The organism is Streptomyces sp. NBC_01390 (assembly GCF_045040105.1).
GTDB lineage: Bacteria > Actinomycetota > Actinomycetes > Streptomycetales > Streptomycetaceae > Streptomyces.
In genome coordinates this window covers 8,403,666-8,419,742 of the sequence record NZ_CP109551.1, presented here as the reverse complement: position 1 = coordinate 8,419,742, position 16,077 = coordinate 8,403,666, and the positions used below count along the sequence as shown (strand labels likewise).

18 protein-coding genes are annotated in these 16,077 nt (G+C 69.8%); 9 read left to right on the top strand and 9 right to left on the bottom strand.

Annotation, left to right across the window (positions count from 1 at the left end; translation table 11 throughout):
* Positions 1–87 precede the first annotated feature (87 nt).
* Positions 88–891 carry a VOC family protein gene (locus tag OG241_RS38025; protein WP_405822042.1) on the top strand — a complete coding sequence of 268 codons (804 nt, stop codon included), beginning with the start codon at positions 88–90 and terminating at the stop codon, positions 889–891.
* A gap of 25 nt (positions 892–916) precedes the next feature.
* Here OG241_RS38025 and OG241_RS38020 read toward each other — a convergent pair whose 3' ends face one another.
* The 6 genes from OG241_RS38020 to OG241_RS37995 form a co-directional block, all read right to left on the bottom strand.
* Positions 917–1,255 (bottom strand): DUF952 domain-containing protein, encoded by a 339-nt coding sequence (locus tag OG241_RS38020; RefSeq protein WP_405822040.1) that lies wholly within the window; start codon positions 1,253–1,255, stop codon positions 917–919.
* A gap of 63 nt (positions 1,256–1,318) precedes the next feature.
* On the bottom strand, positions 1,319–1,534 hold the full coding sequence (locus OG241_RS38015; protein WP_405822039.1) for a hypothetical protein: 216 nt from the start codon (positions 1,532–1,534) through the stop codon (positions 1,319–1,321).
* 44 nt (positions 1,535–1,578) lie between these two features.
* Positions 1,579–2,163 carry a dihydrofolate reductase family protein gene (locus tag OG241_RS38010; RefSeq protein WP_405822037.1) on the bottom strand — a complete coding sequence of 195 codons (585 nt, stop codon included), beginning with the start codon at positions 2,161–2,163 and terminating at the stop codon, positions 1,579–1,581.
* Between the two features lie 26 nt (positions 2,164–2,189).
* Positions 2,190–2,807: a GNAT family N-acetyltransferase gene (locus OG241_RS38005; protein ID WP_405822035.1), complete on the bottom strand. Its 618-nt coding sequence runs from the start codon at positions 2,805–2,807 to the stop codon at positions 2,190–2,192.
* Positions 2,808–2,987: 180 nt separating this feature from the next.
* Positions 2,988–4,100: a family 2 encapsulin nanocompartment cargo protein polyprenyl transferase gene (locus OG241_RS38000; protein ID WP_405822033.1), complete on the bottom strand. Its 1,113-nt coding sequence runs from the start codon at positions 4,098–4,100 to the stop codon at positions 2,988–2,990.
* Positions 4,101–4,225: 125 nt separating this feature from the next.
* Entirely contained in the window at positions 4,226–5,632 is a 1,407-nt protein-coding gene (locus OG241_RS37995; protein WP_405822031.1) for a family 2B encapsulin nanocompartment shell protein, read from the bottom strand.
* Between the two features lie 269 nt (positions 5,633–5,901).
* Here OG241_RS37995 and OG241_RS37990 point away from each other — a divergent pair, with 269 nt between their 5' ends.
* From OG241_RS37990 to OG241_RS37980, 3 genes are all read left to right on the top strand, one after another.
* A complete protein-coding gene (locus OG241_RS37990) occupies positions 5,902–6,135 on the top strand; it encodes a hypothetical protein (protein WP_405822029.1) in 234 nt (77 codons plus the stop codon).
* 172 nt (positions 6,136–6,307) lie between these two features.
* Positions 6,308–6,898 carry an N-acetylmuramoyl-L-alanine amidase gene (locus OG241_RS37985; protein WP_405822027.1) on the top strand — a complete coding sequence of 197 codons (591 nt, stop codon included), beginning with the start codon at positions 6,308–6,310 and terminating at the stop codon, positions 6,896–6,898.
* A 41-nt stretch (positions 6,899–6,939) separates the two neighbouring features.
* Positions 6,940–7,809, top strand: a complete 870-nt coding sequence (locus OG241_RS37980; protein WP_405826666.1) for a 1-aminocyclopropane-1-carboxylate deaminase/D-cysteine desulfhydrase — start codon at positions 6,940–6,942, stop codon at positions 7,807–7,809.
* Between the two features lie 33 nt (positions 7,810–7,842).
* On the opposite strand, the gene OG241_RS37975 is transcribed toward OG241_RS37980, so the two are convergent.
* Positions 7,843–9,438 (bottom strand): Na+/H+ antiporter, encoded by a 1,596-nt coding sequence (locus OG241_RS37975; RefSeq protein ID WP_405822025.1) that lies wholly within the window; start codon positions 9,436–9,438, stop codon positions 7,843–7,845.
* A 116-nt stretch (positions 9,439–9,554) separates the two neighbouring features.
* Between OG241_RS37975 and OG241_RS37970 the strand changes: the two genes are divergently transcribed.
* From OG241_RS37970 to OG241_RS37960, 3 genes are all read left to right on the top strand, one after another.
* Positions 9,555–9,815 (top strand): UBP-type zinc finger domain-containing protein, encoded by a 261-nt coding sequence (locus tag OG241_RS37970; RefSeq protein ID WP_006380972.1) that lies wholly within the window; start codon positions 9,555–9,557, stop codon positions 9,813–9,815.
* A 360-nt stretch (positions 9,816–10,175) separates the two neighbouring features.
* Complete coding sequence (locus OG241_RS37965) at positions 10,176–10,589, top strand: hypothetical protein (protein WP_006380964.1); 414 nt, start codon at positions 10,176–10,178, stop codon at positions 10,587–10,589.
* Positions 10,586–11,713 carry an RNA polymerase sigma factor SigF gene (locus tag OG241_RS37960; protein ID WP_405822023.1) on the top strand — a complete coding sequence of 376 codons (1,128 nt, stop codon included), beginning with the start codon at positions 10,586–10,588 and terminating at the stop codon, positions 11,711–11,713. The genes OG241_RS37965 and OG241_RS37960 overlap by 4 nt, the downstream gene beginning before the upstream one ends.
* 10 nt (positions 11,714–11,723) lie before the next feature.
* On the opposite strand, the gene OG241_RS37955 is transcribed toward OG241_RS37960, so the two are convergent.
* Complete coding sequence (locus OG241_RS37955) at positions 11,724–12,164, bottom strand: hypothetical protein (protein WP_405822021.1); 441 nt, start codon at positions 12,162–12,164, stop codon at positions 11,724–11,726.
* Positions 12,165–12,305: 141 nt separating this feature from the next.
* Here OG241_RS37955 and OG241_RS37950 point away from each other — a divergent pair, with 141 nt between their 5' ends.
* Entirely contained in the window at positions 12,306–13,274 is a 969-nt protein-coding gene (locus OG241_RS37950; protein ID WP_405822019.1) for a diacylglycerol/lipid kinase family protein, read from the top strand.
* 318 nt (positions 13,275–13,592) lie between these two features.
* A complete protein-coding gene (locus OG241_RS37945) occupies positions 13,593–13,850 on the top strand; it encodes a WhiB family transcriptional regulator (protein WP_006380970.1) in 258 nt (85 codons plus the stop codon).
* A gap of 181 nt (positions 13,851–14,031) precedes the next feature.
* Here OG241_RS37945 and OG241_RS37940 read toward each other — a convergent pair whose 3' ends face one another.
* A complete protein-coding gene (locus tag OG241_RS37940) occupies positions 14,032–15,507 on the bottom strand; it encodes a sensor histidine kinase (protein WP_405822018.1) in 1,476 nt (491 codons plus the stop codon).
* Between the last annotated feature and the right edge of the window lie 570 nt (positions 15,508–16,077).

The following is a 16,077-nucleotide window of genomic DNA, read 5'->3' as shown; positions in this document are numbered from 1 at the left end:
CAGACATATTCGCGGCGAACTGCGGGCAAAGCCTGGTCCTGGAAAAAGGGCAGGTGACGTGGAAGATCGCCACCCTACGATCACTTCATGAGCGACATCATCGGCACCGGAAGCCCCATTCGCTGGACCTACGCCTTCGTCGACCGGCCCGTCGGGGTCCTCGGCGCCGCCCAGGCGTTCTGGACCGCCGTCACGGAGACGCGGATGTCGGAAACCCGGGGTGAGCAGGGCGAGTTCGTGACCCTGCTGCCGGGTGCGGGCGACCCCTGCGTCAAGGTCCAGGGGGTGGCCTCCGGGGACGGCGGCGCCCATCTCGACCTCGCCGTCGAGGACGTCGACGCCTTCGTCGGGTCGGCGTCGGGGCTCGGGGCGACGGTCGTCGGCGCGCACGACGGCTGGACCGTGCTGAGCTCACCCGCCGGGCTGCTGTTCTGCGCCGTGCCCTGGCACGGGGAGACGGTGCGGCCCGCCGTGGTGGACGGCAGCCGCCTCGACCAGGTGTCCATCGACATCCCGCCCGCCGCGTACGCCACGGAAATCGCCTTCTGGGAGCGACTCACCGGCTGGGACTCCCTCGCGGGCTCCCTCCCGGAGTTCCACGTCCTCAGGCCCCCGGCCGGCCTCCCGATCCGCGTTCTCCTGCAGCGCCTCGACACCGACCGGGCCGCCGCCTGTGCCCACCTTGACCTGGCCTGCGCCGACATCGCGGCGACCCGCGACCGTCATGAGCGCCTGGGTGCCACAGTCGTCGCCCACCACACCCACTGGACGGTCATGCGCGACCCGGCGGGCGGCACGTACTGCCTCACCGGCCGCGACCCCGAAACGGGCGGCCTGCCACCGAAGCCGACGGCTACGGCGGTGCCGACGACGGCGGACATCCCCGCCTAGGGTGCCCACCGCCACACCCCGCGGCTCACCCCCACGCCTCGACGTCCACCACGGCGGTCACCGGGATCGGCCCGTACACGTGCGGGAACTCCTCGGCGCCCGGCTCCGGGGCCTCGTACTTCAGGGGTGCGTCGAGTCCCGCGGGGTCCACGACCAGCACCACGAGGTCGTCGGGGCCGTCGTAGGAGCCGTACAGGAAGGCTGCCACGCCCGGAAGTTGGGCGCGGGTCGAGCAGTGGATGAAGCCCTCCTCCTGGAGGGTGCGGCCACGCGTCGACATCTCGTAGGTGCCACGCTCGCGAGCGGCGTCCCAGAGGGCGCGTTCGGTGATGTGGAGTATGTGCGGGAGCGAGGATTCGGACATGAAGCCAAAATAGACCATCTCGCAGGGGCCTTCGCAGGAGTGATCGCACCGTCACCAGGTGCTTCACGACGGCTGCCCCGGCCCGGGCCGCGGCGGTCGGGCGGCTTCGCCGGAGCCGTCCTCGGCCTCGGCGGCCGGATCGACGTACGCCTCGCACGCGGTGTTCCGGCACGGCCCGGCGACCCACTTCGGCACCCATGCGCCCAGCGTCTTGTACCGCCTGACCACCGTGGTCACAGGCTGTCCGCAGACGGGACAGTCGTGCTCGTCTCTGCCCATGCCCTCAGGGTATTGCGGGACCGACCGGGGCGCTCCCCGCCGGTTCAGCGCTTTCTGCGGTACGTCCGCACGAGCACTCCGTTCTTGAAGGGGCGCAGCTCGTCGAGAACGAACTCCGAGACGTCGAAGCCGGCGCCGAACATCGGCATGCCGGTGCCCAGGGCGATCGGGTACGTCTTGATGACGAGTTCGTCGATCTCGTCGTACAGCTCACCCGCGACGCGGGATCCGCCGCACAGGTAGATGCCCAGCCCGCCCTCCTCCGCCTTGAGTTCGCGGACCCTGGCGACCAGATCGGCGGCGATGATCTCGACGTGCGGGTCGGGCGACTCCCGCAGGGTGCGCGAGGCGACGTACTCGCGCAGGTGTGCGTACGGGCTGGTGATGCCCTCCTTCAGGGCCACCTCGTAGCTGGCCCGGCCCTGGACGACGGTGTCGAAGCGGCGGTTGGGGAGGTCGTCGAGGCCGAGGGCGCGGCGGCCTGCGGTGGCGATGGTCTCGGGATACTCCGTCCTCAGGTACTCCAGGAACGGCTCGTCCACGTAGGGATACATGAAGGAGGCGTCGCCGCTCTCGTCCCCGATGAAGCCGTCGATCGAGCAGGCGACGAAGTAGGTGAGCTTTCGCAAGCTGTTCTCTTTCCGGTGAGCGGGGATCAGGCCTGGGGCTCGCGCCACATGGGCCACATCCGGGGGCCGTCCGGGAGGTCGAGGGGGCGGTCGAGGAGGACGAAGCCGAGGCGCTCGTACAGCGTGCGGCTGCGGGCGCTGCTCGCCTCCAGATAGGCGGCCACTCCCTCGCGGTCGCAGCGCTCCAGGACGTGCTGGATGAGAGCCGCGCCCAGCCCCTGGCCCTGGCTGTCCGGCGCGACGCCGATCATCCACAGGTATTCGTGGGCCCGGCCGGAGGGGTGTATGGCGGCCGTGAGCTGCCCGATCAGTTCCACGCGCTCGTTGTCGGGATCGACGGCCTCCCGCAACTGGGCCGCGTCGCCGTTCTCCTCTGCCTCCGCCTCCCCTTCGTTCTCCGGGTGGGCGTCGGCGGGGACGGACAGCCACAGGGCGCACGCCGTGCCGTCCTCGGCGAGGTCGACGCGGCCCTCGGCGAGCACGATGTCGAGGAAGGCGGCCATCAGTTTGGGATGCGTCGCGCGGCGGTGCCCCTGCTCCGGGAACACCCAGCCGCTCACCGGGTCGTCCTGGAACGCCTCGTCCAGCAGTCGGACCACCAGCTCGCGGTCGTCCTCGCCCGCCGTCCGTATCGCCACGCCCATGCCCGCCCCTTTTGTCTCAACCACCGTTGATCGTATGGCGGTTGAGCGTAACCGGTGTGCGGGATGTGACGGGCCCCGCACACCGTGGGGATGTGCGGGACCCGCCGCCGGAGCGCCGCCTCGGGGAGCACGGAGTCAGGGCCGTGCGCCCCGCCGCGGGTGGCGGGGGTCTCCGGGGCCTCAGGTGGTGCGGCGGGTCACGAACTCGGCCAGCGACAGGAGGCCGCCGGCCGCCTCCGGGTCGGGGACCGCGCGGGACAGCTCGTGTATCGCGCGGGCCATCCGGTCGGCCGCCTGGAGCTGCGCCCAGTCCCGGCCGCCCGCCCGCTCGACGGCGAGCACCGTCCGCTCCAGTGCCCCTTCCTGGCTCTCGTCGTACGGAACCCCGTACAACTCGGCCAGTTCCGTGGCCGCCGGTGTGCCGGAGGCCAGTGCGGCGACCACGGGCAGGGACTTCTTGCGGGCGACCAGATCCGCCCCGGCCGGCTTGCCGGTGCGGCTCGGGTCGCCCCATATCCCGATCACGTCGTCGATGAGCTGGAAGGCGAGCCCGGCCTCCCGGCCGAACGCGTCCATCGCCTCGACGTCGGCGGCCGATCCGCCCGCGTAGAGCGCCCCGAGGGCGCAGGCGCAGCCGAGCAGCGCGCCCGTCTTGGCCTCGGCCATGACGAGGCACTCGTCGAGGGTGACCTCGTCGGGGCCCCGCTTCTCCATGGCCGTGTCCGCGTGCTGCCCCTCGCACAGCTCGATCACGCAGGACGCGAGCCGGGCGGCGGCGGTGGCGGACGCCGGGTGCGGGTCCTCGGCGAGCAGCCGCATCGCCAGGGCGTGCAGGGCGTCCCCCGTGAGGATCGCGTCGGCGTCGCCGAACACGGTCCACGCGGTGGGCCGGTGTCTGCGGGTGGTGTCCCGGTCCATGACGTCGTCGTGCAGCAGGGTGAAGTTGTGCACCAGCTCCACCGCCGCGGCCGCCCGCACTGCGGCTTCCCGTCGGCCGCCGAGTGCGGCCGACGCGGTCAGCACGAGCGCGGGGCGGATCGCCTTGCCCGCGTTGCCCGACGCCGGACTGCCGTCCGCGTGCTCCCACCCGAAGTGGTAGAGCGCGACGCTGCGCATGGCCCCGGGCAGCGACTCGATCGCCGCGCGCAGCTCGGGATCGACGACCGCCCGGGCCTGCTCCAGGATGAGCTCGGCGTCCTGCCCGTCCGCCCCGGTGGGTGGACCAGGCTCCTCGCCCTTCCCCCGTGCCTGTACGGGGTTGTTCTCCTGCCCCGCTTCGTGCCCTGCGCCCACGGCCGGCCGCTCCCGTCCCCCGGACTCCGGGGATCTCTCCGAACGCCTTCGAGCCGGACCGCCGATGGAGTTCCGCCTCTCCGGGGCCAGAGTCCCGATGGTCTCGGCCGGGCCGTGGGGCGGGGTCATCGCCAGCGGCCGATCTCGACGTTCTCCAGCACGCCGAGGGCGTCCGGCACGAGGACGGCCGCCGAGTAGTAGGCCGTCACCAGGTAGTTGATGACCGCCTGTTCGTTGATGCCCATGAACCGCACGGACAGGCTGGGCTCGATCTCGTCCGGGATTCCGGCCTGCTGGAGCCCGATGACCCCCTGTTCGGCCTCGCCGGTACGCATCGCGATGATCGAGGTCGTACGGGCCTCGGTGACCGGGATCTTGTTGCACGGGAAGATCGGCACCCCACGCCAGGTGGGGATGCGGTTGCCGCTCATGTCGATCGTCTCGGGGACGAGGCCGCGCTTGTTCAGCTCACGGCCGATCGCGGAGATCGCCCGCGGATGCGCCAGCAGGAACTTGGTCCCGCGCCGCCTGCTGAGCAGTTCGTCCAGGTCGTCGGGGCTGGGCACGCCGTCGTGCGGCTGGAGCCGCTGGTCGTACTCGCAGTTGCTGAGGAGTCCGAACTCCCGGTTGTTGACGAGTTCGTGCTCCTGGCGCTCCTTCAGTGCCTCGACCGTGAGCCGGAGCTGCTGCTCGGTCTGGTTCATCGGCTGGTTGTAGAGGTCGGCGACGCGCGAGTGGATGCGCAGTACGGTCTGGGCGATGCTCAGTTCGTACTCGCGGGGGCTGGCCTCGTAGTCGACGAACGTGCGCGGGATGTCCGCCTCGCCGTGGTGACCGGCCGCGAGGTCGATCTCCCTCTCGCCGTATTTGTTGGCGTTCTGCTCCGGGATCGCCCGCAGCTGCTGGAGGTGCCCGCTCAGTGAGTCGGCGCGCTCGGCGACCTGCTCGAAGTGCTGACGGGAGAGGGTCAGCACGGTGACCGTGGTGACCGCGCGGGCCGTGTACTCCCACAGGGCGTCCGGGTCGAGCAGCGCCTGGTCCCCGAAGTACGCCCCGTCGGCCAGCATGCCGAGTTCGGCGTCGTCGCCGTACGGACCCGTGCCGATCTTCTCGACCTTGCCGTGCACCAGCAGGAACACCTCGTCGTTCGGGCTGCCGAACGAGGCGATCTCCGAACCAGGTGTGAACTCCCGCTGCTGGCAGCGCCGGGCCAGCTCCGAGAGCACTTCCTCGTCCTCGTAGGACCGCAGGGCCGGCAACTCGGACAGTTCGGCGGGGACCACTTCCACGCGGTCGCCCGTCTTCACGAACGTCAGACGGCCGTCTCCCACGGAGTAGGTGAGCCGTCGGTTCACACGGTATGTACCACCCTGCACGTTCACCCAGGGGAGCATGCGCAGCAGCCAGCGCGAGCTGATCTCCTGCATCTGGGGTACGGACTTGGTGGTGGTGGCCAGATTCCGCGCGGCCGTTGTGCCGAGACTCTGCTGCGGCTTGTCCTGCTCCGTGCGGATCTCTTCGCCTACCGACATAAAGAACTGCCCTCCCATTAACGCGTAATGCGCCGACGCGTCGCCCCCTCGGGTGTGCTCGGCGTCGGACGCCTGCGCGCACCAGCCTTCCGCACCGAAGGGGGCAGTGCTATTACACGAATGAGCGGGAATGGATCATCTCGGAAGTGGGCACAAAGAGGTTCTTCGCCACCTCGTTCGACCCTGCGAACAGGAATTACCTCGTACGGGGAACTTCAAGATCGGGCGGCCCGTTTGAGCATTCGACGGACGACGAACAGGAGAGACCGATGGCAGGCTTCCTGGACCGCGCCAAGGAACAGGCACAGCGCGGCCTGACGCAGGGCAAGCAGAAGCTCGACGAGGTACAGGCCCAGCGGGCCGGCGCCGACCTGCTCAAGAAACTGGGCGCGGCGTACTACGCGGAGCGGCGCGGCAGCGGTACCCCGGACGCGACACAGCGGGCCCTGCAGGCTCTGGAGAGCCACATCGCGGTGAACGGGGACGCGTTTCTGCGCCAGTGACGGCCGGTGACGCCGCATCGGCGTCACTGACCGGATCGGCCCGATCAGTTCGATCGGCCGGATCGGCTCGCACGCCGTACGAACAATTCGACCTCGACCGTCGGATTCCGGTACAAGCTGCGGTACGAGGCGGTCACGAACGGTGGCCGTCGTGCGGGCGAAGGAGACGGTCATGGCCCCACCCATGTCCGCAGGCGACTTTCTGGACCGGCTCAGGGAAGAAGGCGTCGACGTCGTCGAAGTGGGCGACTGGGTCCACCACAACCGCAACCACAAGGGTCCCTGGGGCCCGGTCCACGGCGTGATGATCCATCACACGGTGACCCGGGGCAGCGAGTACACGGTGGAACTCTGCCGCGAGGGTTACGCCGAGCTGCCCGGCCCCCTGTGCCACGGCGTCATCACCAAGGACGGGCGCGTCCATCTGGTCGGTTACGGCAGGGCCAACCACGCGGGCCTGGGTGACGACGACGTGCTGCGCGCAGTGATCGCGGAGAAGGCGCTGCCACCGGACAACGAGGCCAACACGGACGGCAACCGTCACTTCTACGGCTTCGAGTGCGAGAACCTCGGCGACGGCGAGGATCCCTGGCCGCCGGCCCAGCTCGACGCCGTCGAGAAGGTCGCCGCGGCGCTGTGCCGTCATCACGGCTGGACGGAGCGGTCGGTCATCGGCCACCTCGAATGGCAGCCCGGCAAGGTCGATCCCCGGGGTTTCGGCATGCAGTGGCTGAGGGACAGGGTGCGCGACCGTCTGAAGTAGGAATTTCTCGCCCCGGCGAGAATGGGCCCGTGCCTTTCCCCGTGCCTCTCCCCACCCCTCTCCAGGAACTCACCGACCCCCGCTTCACGCACCGCGGGCTCCGGCTGTTCCTCAAGCGCGACGATCTCATCCACCCGGACCTGATCGGCAACAAGTGGCGCAAGCTGGTCCCCAACCTGGAGGCCGCCGCCGGACGCCCGATCCTCACCTTCGGCGGCGCCTACTCCAACCATCTGCGCGCCACGGCCACCGCCGGCCGCCTGCTGGGCCTGCCCACGGTCGGTGTGGTCCGAGGTCAGGAACTCGCCGACCTCCCCCTCAACCCCTCGCTGGCCCACTGCGCGGCCAACGGCATGCGCCTGCACTTCGTCGACAGATCGACCTACCGGCACAAGGCCGACCCGGACACCCTCGCCGCCATCCGCCGGGCGGCCGGGGCCGAGGACGCCCACGTCGTGCCGGAAGGCGGCAGCAACCCGCTCGCCGTACAGGGCTGCCGCGCCCTCGGTGAGGAACTGCGCGGCCACGCCGATGTCGTCGCGGTCGCCTGCGGCACCGGCGGCACCCTCGCCGGCCTCGCCGCGGGCCTGGCTCCCGAGCAGCGCGCCCTCGGCGTCCCCGTCCTCAAGGGGGGCTTCCTGGACGCGGAGATACGGGCCCTCCAGGACCTCACCTTCGGCGGGCTCCGCGGCTCGTGGACCCTCGACCACCGCTTCCACTTCGGCGGCTACGCCCGTACGACCCCCGAACTGCACGCCTTCGCCGACGACTTCGAGGCCCGTCACGACGTACCCGTGGAACGTCTCTATGTCGCCAAGATGCTGTACGGACTTGTCGCCCTCGCGCAGGAGGGCGCCTTCGCGAACGGGACCACCGTCGTGGCGGTGATCACCGGGCACCCGTTCCCCTGAACCACCGGCCCGCGATCCGCGTGCCGGACCGCCCTACTCCGCCTCCCGGAACGCCGCCGCCTCCTCCAGGTCCAGCCGTCGCAGCAGGGTCCGCAGCATCTCGTCGTCGATGTAGCGCCCGTCCCGCAGCCGCACGAACACCTCCCGCTCAGCGCTGATCATCTCGCGGGACAGCCGCCGGTAGGTGTCGTCCACCGTCTCGCCGGTCACCGGGTTGACCGAGCCCAGCCGCTCCCAGACCGCGTTCTGGCGGCGCTCCAGCACCATGCGCAGCCGGTCGGCCAGCGGAGGCGGCAGTGCGTTGCTCTCGTCCTCCAGCAGACCGTCCAGGCGCCCCTGCGCGGCCCTGGACGCCTGCGCCTGGGCGTTCGCCTCCGCGAGCGTCTCAGCTTGCGTGTCACGGCCGGGCAGCTTCAGCAGCCGGATCAGCGGGGGCAGCGTCAGCCCCTGGACGACCAGCGTGCCGATGACCGTCGTGAAGGTCAGGAAGAGGATCAGGTTCCGTTCCGGGAACTCCTCGCCGCCCTCCACCGTGAGCGGGATCGAGAAGGCGATGGCCAGCGAGACGACCCCCCGCATCCCGGCCCAGGAGATGACGAACGCGCCCTTCCAGGTCGGATTCGGCTCCCGGTCCCGGATCCGCTCCGACATCAGCCTGGGCACGAACGTGCCGGGGTACACCCAGGCGAACCGGGTGACGACGACCACGAGGAAGACGGCGATCGCGTACCAGGCGGCATCGACACCCTCGTACTCCCCGAGCCCCTTCATGACGACCGGCAGCTGCAGCCCGATCAGGGCGAAGACCGCCGATTCGAGAACGAAGGCAACCATTTTCCAGACCGCCTCCTCCTGGAGACGGGTCGCGAAATCGACCTCCCACGCGCGATGTCCCAGATACAGCGCCACGACCACCACGGCGAGAACCCCGGAGGCGTGCACCTCCTCGGCGACCGCGTACGCCGCGAACGGGATCAGCAGGGACAGCGTGTTCTGCAGCAGCGCCTCCTTCAGGCGTCTGCGCAGCCAGTGGATCGGCACCATCAGGAGAAGTCCGATGCCGATGCCGCCGACCGCCGCGAGCAGGAACTCGCCGATCCCGCCCGCCCAGGTCGCGCCCTCCCCCACGGCCGCCGCGAGGGCGACGCGGTAGGCGGTGATCGCGGTGGCGTCGTTCACCAGGGACTCGCCCTGGAGGATGGTGGTGACCCGCGACGGCAGCCCGACCCGGCGCGCGATGGCCGTTGCCGCGACGGCGTCCGGCGGTGCCACGACCGCGCCGAGCACCAGCGCGGCGGTGAGGGGCAGTCCGGGCACGATCAGATAGGCCGCCCAGCCGACGGCGAGCGTCGCGAAGAGCACGTAGCCCACGGACAGCAGTGCCACGGGCCGCAGTTGCGCGCGCAGATCGAGGTACGAGCTGTCGACGGCCGCCGTGTACAGCAGCGGGGGCAGCATCAGCGGCAGGACGACATGCGGGTCGAGCGCGTAGTCGGGGACTCCGGGGACGTACGCGAACAGCAGGCCGGCCGCGACCAGCAGCAGCGGGGGCGGGACAGGGGTGCGACGGGCCGCGGCGGCAACGGCGGCGCTCCCCGCGACCAGCAGGAGCAGTGGCATCACATGCATCGGTTTCGGCCCACTCTCAGTCCGCCCACTTCGTCTTCGTCTTCGTTTTCGTCTTCGTTTTCGTGCGCTCCGGCTTCCGCGCGGCTTTCCGCAACAGCCGTCGTAACCTGGCAATCATGAAACAGTGCACGCATGCCGACGCGCTGCCCCTTCCGGAACCAGAGCCCAAGAGCGAGACCTGCCCGGAGTGCCTGGCGTCCGGCACCCACCCGGTGCAGTTGCGCCTGTGCCTGGAATGCGGCCATGTCGGCTGCTGCGACTCCTCGCCGAACCGTCACGCGACAGAACACCACAAGGAGACCGGGCACCCGGTGATGCGGACCTTCGAACCCGGCGAGAGCTGGCGCTGGTGCTTCGTCGACCACGTCCTTGTCTGACGGCGCGGATGACGGCACGGATGACGGCGCGGAAGCCCCGAATCGCCGCACATCCAGCCTCGCACCCGTGTGAGCTGGGGCATTGGTGACCGAGGGCGTACTCGTGTGACCCTGGATCCGGACGGTTCGACCGTCTGACGCCTGGGTACGTCAACCCGGCGCGCGCTCTTCCCAATTGGGCCCGCAGACCTCTAGCCACTGTGCGTATCCATAGGTTTACTATGAGTGACAGCAAGGGGCTGGGGTCCCGGGGACAGGAAAGTCCGGAGCGCGGTAGCGTCACCGCTGAACCACGTATCGCGTTACCCCGGGGGGCGACCCTCGGCCCCCGAAAGAGCTTGTACCACCTTGGAGGTGAGGGTGTCCCAGTTCGCAGGCGAGCCCGCGACCCAGGACTTCGTGGAAGTCCGGCTGCCGGCCGCGGGTGCCTACCTGTCGGTGCTGCGTACGGCTACGGCCGGCCTCGCGGCCCGTTTGGACTTCACCCTCGACGAGATCGAGGACCTGCGCATCGCGGTGGACGAGGCCTGCGCGATCCTGCTTCAGCAGGCCGTGCCCGGCTCCGTACTCAGCTGTGTGTTCCGACTGATCGACGACTCCCTGGAGGTCACGGTCTCGGCCCCGACCACGGACGGTCACGCCCCCGCGCGCGACACCTTCGCCTGGACCGTCCTGTCGGCCCTCGCGGGCCAGGTCGACTCGACCGTCGCCGAGGACAAGACCGTGTCGATCAGTCTCCACAAGAAGCGCGGCGCGGGACCCGGGCCGGCGTGAGGAACGGGGACGGGCCGGTGCGGGACGAAGAGCGCGGCACACGGGAGCTGCCCGGGGCGGGCAGTGGCGGCCCGGACGGGCCGCGGGGCACGGCGGACGCCATTTCCGGCATCGCCGGTATCTCCGGCATCCCCGAGCAGGCCCGGCCGCACCCGGAGGACAACCCCCCGGAGGCCGGCTTCACGGACGACGGGCAGCTGGATCGGGAAGGTGCCGTGCAGAGTGCGCCCCTGGAAGGGCCGAATGAGGTCTCCCCTGTCCCCGCCGACGCGCGGGCTCAGGGAAGGTCGACAGGCGGGACGATGAGCGAGCACGAACGAGACGACGCGCAGGGCGCACAGCCGGAGGTGCAGGTCACCCAGCACTCCCCGACGGACCGCAGCGGAGCGCGTGCCCTGTTCTACGAGCTGCGCGCGCTGGAGAACGGCAGTGCCGAGTACGCGGAGCTGCGCAACCGGCTGGTGCGTATGCATCTCCCGCTCGTCGAGCATCTCGCGCGCCGCTTCCGCAATCGCGGTGAGCCGTTGGACGACCTGACCCAGGTCGCGACCATCGGTCTGATCAAGTCGGTCGACCGCTTCGACCCGGACCGTGGCGTCGAGTTCTCGACGTACGCGACCCCGACGGTCGTCGGCGAGATCAAGCGGCACTTCCGTGACAAGGGCTGGGCGGTCCGCGTCCCGCGCAGGCTCCAGGAGCTGCGTCTCTCGCTCACCACGGCGACGGCGGAGCTCTCGCAGCGGCACGGCCGCTCCCCCACCGTCCACGAGCTGGCCGAGAAGCTGGGCATCTCGGAGGAGGAGGTCCTGGAGGGCCTGGAGTCGGCCAACGCCTACTCCACGCTGTCCCTGGACGTCCCCGACACGGACGACGAGTCCCCCGCGGTCGCGGACACCCTGGGTTCGTACGACGAGGCCCTGGAGGGCGTCGAGTACCGCGAGTCGCTCAAGCCGCTCCTGGAGGATCTCCCGCCCCGGGAGAAGCGGATCCTGCTGCTGCGTTTCTTCGGCAACATGACGCAGTCGCAGATCGCGCAGGAGGTCGGCATCTCCCAGATGCACGTCTCCCGGCTGCTGGCGCGGACGCTCGCCCAGCTGCGGGAGCGGCTGCTGGTGGAGGAGTAGACCCTCGGGGTCACTCCGACGCGTTGCCGGGCCCCCGGATCCCGAGGGCCCGGGTCGTCTCCTGGTTCACCAGCAGCACCAGCGCGGTGACCGCCACCACACCCAGCACGATCCCGCCCGGAATGGCCATGCTGTCGGCCCGGAGCAGGTTGTAGGCGACGGGCAGCGCCATGATCTGCGTGATGACGGCGGGCCCCCGGCTCCAGCTCCGCCGCCCCAGCAGCCCGCGCGCGGCGAGCAGCGGCAGCAGAGCGAGCACGATCAGGGTGACACCGCCGGTGACGGCCTGCTGCCGGTCGTCCGGATCGCCCGTCAGCCCCAGTACGAGGATGAAGGCCCCGCCGGTCACCAGGGCGAGCCCCTCCAGCGCGGCGAGCACGGCTGCCGCGGTCAGCCGCAGGGGCCGCGGCTCTTCGGCGGTTTCCGGGGTGGGGGTTTGCTCAGCGCTCACTCCCAAAGGGTAGCCGCGGGCTCCACGGCGCTCGGCCGGGCCCCGGAGAGGCGCCCGGGAGCGCCCGGCTCACGTCCGCTTTTCTTACTGAGCCCTAACCTGCCCTGGGCCGAGTACCACCCAGTAGGTACGCTGCATCGCATGCGTGCACTTCTCGTGGTCAATCCGGCGGCTACCACCACAAGCGCACGTACGCGCGATGTGCTGACCCATGCTCTCGCGAGCGAGATGAAACTCGAGGCGGTCACCACCGAGTACCGGGGGCACGCGCGTGATCTCGGCCGGCAGGCGGCGGAGAGCGAGAACATCGACCTGGTCGTCGCTCTCGGTGGCGACGGGACCGTCAACGAGGTCGTGAACGGCCTGCTGCACAACGGGCCCGACCCGGACCGGCTGCCGCGCCTCGCCGTGGTCCCCGGCGGCTCCACGAACGTCTTCGCCCGCGCCCTCGGACTGCCCAACGACGCAGTGGAGGCCACCGGCGTCCTGCTGGACGCCCTGCGCGAGGACCGGGAACGTACGGTGGGCCTCGGTGTCGCGAAGGGCACCCCGGGGACCGAGGACGAGTCGGTGCCGGAGCGCTGGTTCACGTTCTGTGCGGGCCTGGGATTCGACGCCGGTGTGATCGGGCGGGTGGAGCAGCAGCGGGAACGCGGCCGTAAATCCACACATGCCCTTTACCTGCGGCAAGTTGTGCGGCAATTCCTGGGCGAGGCCAATCGCCGGCACGGCACGATCACCCTGGAACAGCCGGGCGCCGACCCGGTGACGGATCTGGTGCTGTCCATAGTCTGCAACACGTCCCCCTGGACGTATCTGGGTAATCGTCCGGTGTACGCCTCACCTAAGGCCTCGTTCGATACCGCGCTCGACGTACTCGGCCTCAGCCGCATGTCGACGGGTGCGGTTGCCCGGTATGGCATGCAGTTGCTCACTTCGTCCCCCGACCGGGGACCCCATGGCAGGCATGCCACCGCCCTGCACGACCTGACGGACTTCACCTTGCATTCGAAGGTCCCTCTGCCCCTCCAGATGGACGGCGACCACCTGGGACTGCGAACGAGCGTGACGTTCACAGGCGTACGCCGTGCACTGCGTGTGATTGTGTGAGCGGAACGGGCTAAAGTCCTTCCACTCGAACGTTTAGGCCAGGGTCCACCCCATGGAAGTACGGCTGTGACTGAGCCGACACCGAGGAATCCAAAAAAACTTTCCGGTAGGGGTTGTATCCGCCGCTGAGGTTTGCGAGTCTCTAAGTGGCGATCGGGACGGCCCGCAACACCGGCCCCCACAGAGAGCCAGAACCCCTCCTCACTTCAAGGACGACATCAGTCCGTCTGATGATCGGCCCTTCACTTGTTGAGGGATTCGTGAAAGCGTTCACATTCACAAGCAACGTGCATGTAATACCAAGGAGAGGTAGCAGCCATGGACTGGCGTCACAACGCCGTTTGCCGCGAGGAAGACCCGGAACTCTTCTTCCCCATCGGCAACACCGGTCCTGCGCTGCTGCAGATCGAGGAAGCCAAGGCCGTCTGCCGCCGCTGCCCCGTCATGGAGCAGTGTTTGCAGTGGGCGCTTGAGTCCGGCCAGGACTCCGGCGTCTGGGGTGGTCTCAGCGAGGACGAGCGCCGTGCCATGAAGCGTCGCGCCGCCCGCAACCGGGCACGCCAGGCAACCGCCTGACAACCCACCCCGTAACAGCCTGAGCTTGGCGGCGCGTACAGCGAGTACGCATCTCCCGCCCCCGAGCCGCAGCGCGCAGTGCCCCCGATGCGCATAGCAACAGCGCGAACAAGCATATGAGCCCCGGACCGTTCCATGGTCCGGGGCTCATCGCTGTGCCGGGGCCGATCGCGCCGCCGGACTACTTGCTGGCGCGCACCGGGATGTCGAGGATCACCTGCGTGCCCCGCTCGGGAGCGGGCACCATGTCGAACGTGCCGCCCAACTCCCCCTCCACCAGCGTCCGTACGATCTGCAGGCCGAGGTTGCCCGAGCGGTGCGGGTCGAAGCCCTCGGGGAGACCGACGCCGTCGTCCTGGACGGTGACGAGGAGGCGGGACTCCTTGGTCGTGCCGCCCCGGACCGCCGAGACCTCGACCGAGCCGGTGTCACCGGGTCCGAAGCCGTGCTCCAGGGCGTTCTGCAGGATCTCGGTCAGCACCATGGAGAGCGGGGTGGCGACCTCGGCGTCGAGAATGCCGAACCGCCCGCTGCGCCGGGCGGTGACCGCGCCCGGCGAGATCTCGGAGACCATCGCGAGGACGCGGTCGGCGATCTCGTCGAACTCCACGCGTTCGTCCAGGTTCTGAGACAGCGTCTCGTGCACGATCGCGATGGACCCGACCCGCCGTACGGCCTCCTCCAGGGCCTCGCGTCCACGCTCCGACTCGATGCGCCGAGCCTGGAGGCGCAGGAGCGCGGCCACCGTCTGAAGGTTGTTCTTGACGCGGTGGTGGATCTCCCGGATGGTCGCGTCCTTGGTGATCAACTCACGTTCGCGACGGCGCAGTTCGGTGACGTCGCGGAGCAGGACGAGTGAACCGATGCGCGTGCCCTTGGGCTTGAGGGGGATGGCGCGGAACTGGATGACCCCGTCGACGGACTCGATCTCGAACTCGCGCGGCGCCCAGCCGCTGGCGACCTTGGAGAGCGCCTCGTCCACCGGCCCCCGGGACGGAGCGAGTTCGGCCGTGGTGACGCCCAGGTGCTGGCCGACGAGGTCGGAGGCGAGGCCGAGCCGGTGGTACGCCGACAGCGCGTTGGGTGAGGCGTACTGGACGATGCCGTCGGCGTCGAGCCGGATCAGTCCGTCGCCGACCCGCGGCGAGGCGTCCATGTCGACGACCTGGTTCGAGAAGGGGAACGATCCGGCGGCGATCATCTGGGCGAGGTCGGAGGCGCTCTGGAGATACGTCAGTTCCAGGCGGCTCGGGGTCCGGACGGTGAGGAGGTTGGTGTTGCGCGCGATGACCCCGAGGACACGCCCTTCGCGGCGCACGGGGATCGACTCGACCCGGACAGGGACCTCTTCGCGCCATTCCGGGTCGCCCTCGCGCACGATCCGGCCCTCGTCCAGGGCCGCGTCCAGCAGGGGGCGGCGGCCACGGGGGACGAGATGGCCGACCATGTCGTCTTGGTACGAGGTCGGGCCGGTGTTCGGCCGCATCTGGGCGACCGAGACATAGCGGGTGCCGTCGCGGGTGGGAACCCACAGGACGAGGTCGGCGAAGGAGAGGTCGGAGAGCAGCTGCCACTCCGACACCAGCAGGTGCAGCCACTCCAGGTCGGAGTCGCTGAGCGCGGTGTGCTGGCGTACGAGTTCGTTCATGGAGGGCACGTGTGCGAGCGTACCCGTCGGCCTGGACCTGGCCGGAAACCGTGGCTGGGGGCGGGGCTCGAAGCGGCCCGGAAACACCCGCGGGCCGCGGCGCCTGGGAGGGACCCTCAGCCCTCCCGGCACCGCAGCCCGGAGCAGCAACGGCCGTGGGGTGTGCGGTCCCGGTCGGCCGATGGATGAGGAGCCGGCGCAGTCAGGGCAGAGAGCCCCGGTTCCTCGATCCGTCTTCCTGTGCGGGGAAGACGGAGGCTCTGGTCGTGCGTACAGCTGATCGATCGTACGCTTCTCTACGCATTGTGGACTAGACCACAAGCCGTGTCCATGCGTCGGAGAATGTTTGTCGCTGTGGGTTCGCGAGTAGTCGGGATGCCTCAAGCTCGCCCGTTGGAACTAGTCGGACGTCCCAGCATCCACCATCCAGCCTAGCCTTGTTGGTTCATGTGCGGGGCCGGATCGCCGGGGCAATTTCCGCGAGCATCATCGGCCGCGAGGTTCACCGGCCGTTCACCGTCCGGGAGCCTGGGCCGGGAAACCCCGTTCTGTTAGATTGGTCTAAACCACACCGTTCCC

Coding starts and splice junctions, on each gene's coding strand:
- OG241_RS37950 (WP_405822019.1), top strand. CDS start 12,306: ATGCGTGCACTTCTCGTGGTCAATCCGGCGGCTACCACCACAAGCGCA.
- OG241_RS38025 (WP_405822042.1), top strand. CDS start 88: ATGAGCGACATCATCGGCACCGGAAGCCCCATTCGCTGGACCTACGCC.
- OG241_RS37985 (WP_405822027.1), top strand. CDS start 6,308: ATGGCCCCACCCATGTCCGCAGGCGACTTTCTGGACCGGCTCAGGGAA.
- OG241_RS38005 (WP_405822035.1), bottom strand. CDS start 2,807: ATGGGCGTGGCGATACGGACGGCGGGCGAGGACGACCGCGAGCTGGTG.
- OG241_RS37970 (WP_006380972.1), top strand. CDS start 9,555: ATGAAACAGTGCACGCATGCCGACGCGCTGCCCCTTCCGGAACCAGAG.
- OG241_RS37995 (WP_405822031.1), bottom strand. CDS start 5,632: ATGTCGGTAGGCGAAGAGATCCGCACGGAGCAGGACAAGCCGCAGCAG.
- OG241_RS37945 (WP_006380970.1), top strand. CDS start 13,593: ATGGACTGGCGTCACAACGCCGTTTGCCGCGAGGAAGACCCGGAACTC.
- OG241_RS37975 (WP_405822025.1), bottom strand. CDS start 9,438: ATGCATGTGATGCCACTGCTCCTGCTGGTCGCGGGGAGCGCCGCCGTT.
- OG241_RS38015 (WP_405822039.1), bottom strand. CDS start 1,534: ATGGGCAGAGACGAGCACGACTGTCCCGTCTGCGGACAGCCTGTGACC.
- OG241_RS38020 (WP_405822040.1), bottom strand. CDS start 1,255: ATGTCCGAATCCTCGCTCCCGCACATACTCCACATCACCGAACGCGCC.
- OG241_RS37990 (WP_405822029.1), top strand. CDS start 5,902: ATGGCAGGCTTCCTGGACCGCGCCAAGGAACAGGCACAGCGCGGCCTG.